The organism is uncultured Brachyspira sp. (assembly GCF_949287625.1).
Lineage (GTDB): Bacteria > Spirochaetota > Brachyspiria > Brachyspirales > Brachyspiraceae > Brachyspira.
Genome location: NZ_CASEGO010000156.1, coordinates 1 through 4,203, shown reverse-complemented (window position 1 = coordinate 4,203; position 4,203 = coordinate 1). Strand labels below are relative to the sequence as shown.

The window sequence follows — 4,203 nt, the reverse complement described above, 5'->3', positions numbered from 1 at the left end:
TCAAAAATTTTATTTCTTCGTCTGTTAAATTAAAATCCATATTTTGATTATACCATAAATTAAAAAATTGACAAACTTAAAAATTTTCAGTATATACTGCAACAATTTTATTTCCTCAACTGATGCACATTATACAGAATTATTAACTTTTTTGCTGTACACGCACTGAGGATTTTGCCGTGAACATAACAATAATAGGAAAATAATATGAATATAGGGGCTATAAGATCTATTCCAACAATGTTTGTTCTAAACTTCATCACTTTAGGAATATATCATTTCTATTGGCTTTACTATATCAGTTTAGAAGTTAAAAAATTTACTAAGAGAAAAGACATATCTGCTGAATTAGAGCTTTTACTTTCTGTTATTACTTGTAATCTCTATACTATATATTGGTATAATAAATACGGAAATATTATTCATAAAGAAATAGCGTTAAAAATAGATGAAAATGATAAAGACGATAAAACTCAAATAGTTATGACCGCAAGTATTATTGTATTATTAGCAGGAGTTCCTATTATAGGAGCTTTAATATTTGCTTTTGTTATGGGGACATTAGTAAGCGGTATGGCTTTAGCTTATAGTGATTTCAACTTTATTGATTTAATTGATAACCCTGAAGCATTATTAATATTTTTGGGTACTATATTGATTGGTTTTATTATTCTTTTTGTGATTATTTCCTCTTTGATCATTCCAGACATAATTATGCAGAAAAAATTAAACTCTATATGGGAAAAAATTAGAAGTAAAAAGTAATTTATTTTATATTATAAAGTCATAAAAACAGAATTAATAATGATAAAAAATAATATATTGCATGTAATCATAAACAAATATATAATATAAATAAAAAATTAAGAGAAGTAAAATAAAAATGTTAGAAAGTTTAGAGATAGAAAATTATTAAATACTCATATTAATATCATCATAAGTAATTAGAGATAATTCTTCTTTACTTGGGTTATTTATTTTCATGACTCGTCTGGCATGACTTATAATAATATTATTATAAAAATTTCTTACAAATCTGCCATTTTCAAAATTTTTATTTTTTGTCTTTTCAAGAATGATATCATAAAGGAAATATGAAATATCATCAGATAAAATATAATCATTTTTATCACATAATTTAATAAACATTTCCAATAATTGATTAACTGTATAATCATGAAATTCAATAAAAGTATTAAATCTAGATTTTAATCCTGGATTAGATTCAAAAAAATGTATCATAGGTTCTGTATATCCTGCTACAATAACAACTAAGTCATTCCTATAATCTTCAAGTGCTTTTGTAAGTTCAGTAAGGCATTCTCTACCATATGAATCACTATGATCATTTTCAGTTATACTGTATGCTTCATCTATAAATAGTACACCGCCTCTAGCCTCATCTATAACCTTTTTTACTTTAATAGCTGTTTGTCCTTGATATCCTGCAATTAAGTCTGTTCTTGAAACTTCTATAAAATGACCTTTAGATAAAAGTCCTATATGTTTATATATTCTTCCAATTATACGTGCAACTGTAGTTTTTCCTGTACCAGGATTTCCTGTAAATGCAATATGCATAGTAGTCTTTTGACTATGAAGTCCATATTTATCCCTTAATATTTGCACTGTATGAAATGCTATCAAATCATTAATGTGATTTTTAACAGATTCTAAACCAACAAGTTCATTTAAATCATAAATAAGCTCTTCCAATGAACGAACATCATCATCTTTATAAGATGTATTATTGCATTCTAGAATATAATAGTAGCCATAAAATTTCATTATACTATCTTTAAGTGCATTTGAAAGTATTTTTAATCTTTTTGATGATTTTTCTGACTTTATAAGTTTTGAAGTATAATTTATTAAATATATAGTAGATGAATTATCATACTCATCTACAATGTTATAAGCTGCCTTTATAATTTTACCATAAGAATTGGTAACAGCATCTAATTTTGACGCATAATTCAAAATTTCTGACTTAAAAATATTATCTATCATAATTATACAATACCTAATATATTCAGTATGAAATGAACTGCTGTAATAGATAAAGATACTACTGCAATAAAATAATAGATTTTTATTTTTTTATTCAAAATTTGAATTTGCTTGTTAAAATCTATAAATTTACCAGAATGTATATTTAAATTCTTACTATTGTTTTCTGTTATGTTCCACAAGTCATCAATATCATTAATATAATTAAGTTTATCAATATCTTCTTTAAATTTTGTAAGATCTTGGATTGATTTTACAAAATGTTCATTATCATTCTTTATATCTTTTAATTTATAAGAATGGGCATCTAAAGTATTTTTATTATTCTCTGATATTGTCCATAAATCATCAATATCATTAATATGATTAAGTTTATTAATATCTTCTTTAAATTTTGTAAGATCTTGGATTGATTTTACAAAATGTTCATTATTATTTTTTATAATATTCCATAATTTATCTACATCATTAATATGTTTCAGTTTATCAATATCTTCTTTAAACTTTTTAAGTACTTTAACAGATTGTTCAAGTTGATAAATAATATTTCTAATATCTTTTCTATCTTGCTGTTCCTTTTTGCTAATTTCTTCTATTGATTTTATTGAAGTAATAATAGCAGCTATATAATCTTTATCAAGATATTCAAATGCATTATATATCTCTACAAATTCTTCAGTAAATCTTTTATGAATATTATTAGAAGAAATCATATAATTTTGCAGCTGTGATATAATATTATTTAATTCTTCACCTGTAACATTATGGTCAAAAAGATTAAGTAATCCTCCTTTAAAAGGAACTTTATCAATTTTTATTTCCTCTTTATTTTTATCTAAAAGCTCTTTTAAAGAATCTTTAGTATTTTGAAAATTATGTTCATTTATATTAATATCTGTATATTCTTCTTCCATACTGTAAATTATCTCTTATTTTAATAAATCATTTAAATCACTATCTATTTTTTTTAAATCTCCCATATTATCAGTTACGATATCACCATTTTCAGATTCTTTAAAAACAGTATTTAATGACTTTTCTATATACTTTGCCGATTCTCTATGTCTATTTTTTATAGCATCAGAAGTAATTTTCTTTATTTCGTATATATCTTTTATATAGTTTGAATCTGAATATTTAGTAGAATTAAACTTATTTTTTTCTAATTGATTATCATTTTTTAAATCAATTTTTGTATTATTTATATTCTTATATATTTTATAAACTGCTATACCTACTATTACACATCCACCTATTAATAAAATGGTTATACTTCTCATTTTACTCTCCTTTTTCGTCAAGTAATTCAGATAAATTGCCTTCTATAAAATACAAATGTTCATTTTTATCTATGCTCTCTATTTTATTTTCATCAAAAATTGTTATGATAGATTCATTAATGATTTTTTTAGTTTGTTTATGATTTTCTTTTATAGAATCGCAGCAGCATTCTTTCACATTTTGCATTTTTATTGATTTAATATCTAATATATTATTTTGTGTATTTAATATATTATTTTTTATATCAATCTGATTATTAAGATTTTCATTTCTTTGATAATTTACTATATAGAGATCAATACAATTTATAACAATAGCTCCAATAATACCAGAAATTAAGCTTGATAGAAATATTCCTGTAATATTTGCTATACTTCCAAGGAGTGGAATTTGAACATGCATAACAGGAATTTGAAGCAATGCTTTTTCTATTATCTCTCCTCCCACAATTGCTCCTGCCGCTGCTAATCCTGCTGTTACGATTTTACCAACCTGAGCAATTTTTATACTCAATGGTTTGTATTTATTTTCTTTATTAGTCAAATACTGAAATGCATCCATAATGCTTTTTACACCCTGTTTAATGAAACTCACAAGCTTATTAAACACTGCACTAATAGGACCAAAAATTTCACTTATTACAGTACCTATTAATGAAGATGCCCCTGTTTTAACAAAACTAGAAATATGACTTATAAAATTTTTAATAGACTGCTTCATCTCATCTAAAAATAATTGAAAAGATTTCAAAAATTTTATTTCTTCGTCTGTTAAATTAAAATCCATATTTTGATTATACCATAAATTAAAAAATTGACAAACTTAAGAATTTTCAGTATATACTGGAACGATTTCATTTTGTCAACTGATGTACATTATATAGAATTATCAACTTTTTTGCCGCACAAAAAA

The 4,203-nt window shown here is 23.7% G+C and carries 5 protein-coding genes; 1 reads left to right on the top strand and 4 read right to left on the bottom strand.

Annotated features, from left to right (window positions below; translation table 11 throughout):
* Positions 1-207: 207 nt before the first annotated feature.
* Positions 208-765 carry a DUF4234 domain-containing protein gene (locus Q1X91_RS14900; RefSeq protein ID WP_300759285.1) on the top strand — a complete coding sequence of 186 codons (558 nt, stop codon included), beginning with the start codon at positions 208-210 and terminating at the stop codon, positions 763-765.
* 147 nt (positions 766-912) lie between these two features.
* On the opposite strand, the gene Q1X91_RS14895 is transcribed toward Q1X91_RS14900, so the two are convergent.
* Genes Q1X91_RS14895 through Q1X91_RS14880 form a run of 4 tightly spaced genes read right to left on the bottom strand, consistent with a single transcriptional unit; the run spans position 913 to position 4,077 of the window.
* A complete protein-coding gene (locus Q1X91_RS14895; protein WP_300759284.1) occupies positions 913-2,010 on the bottom strand; it encodes an AAA family ATPase in 1,098 nt (365 codons plus the stop codon).
* A gap of 2 nt (positions 2,011-2,012) precedes the next feature.
* Positions 2,013-2,924, bottom strand: coding sequence for a hypothetical protein (locus Q1X91_RS14890; protein WP_300759283.1), 912 nt, complete (start codon positions 2,922-2,924; stop codon positions 2,013-2,015).
* Between the two features lie 15 nt (positions 2,925-2,939).
* The gene (locus Q1X91_RS14885) at positions 2,940-3,290 is read right to left on the bottom strand and encodes a hypothetical protein (protein WP_300759282.1); all 351 of its coding nucleotides are present in this window, start codon (positions 3,288-3,290) and stop codon (positions 2,940-2,942) included.
* A 1-nt stretch (position 3,291) separates the two neighbouring features.
* A complete protein-coding gene (locus tag Q1X91_RS14880; protein WP_300759278.1) occupies positions 3,292-4,077 on the bottom strand; it encodes a hypothetical protein in 786 nt (261 codons plus the stop codon).
* Positions 4,078-4,203: the final 126 nt, after the last annotated feature.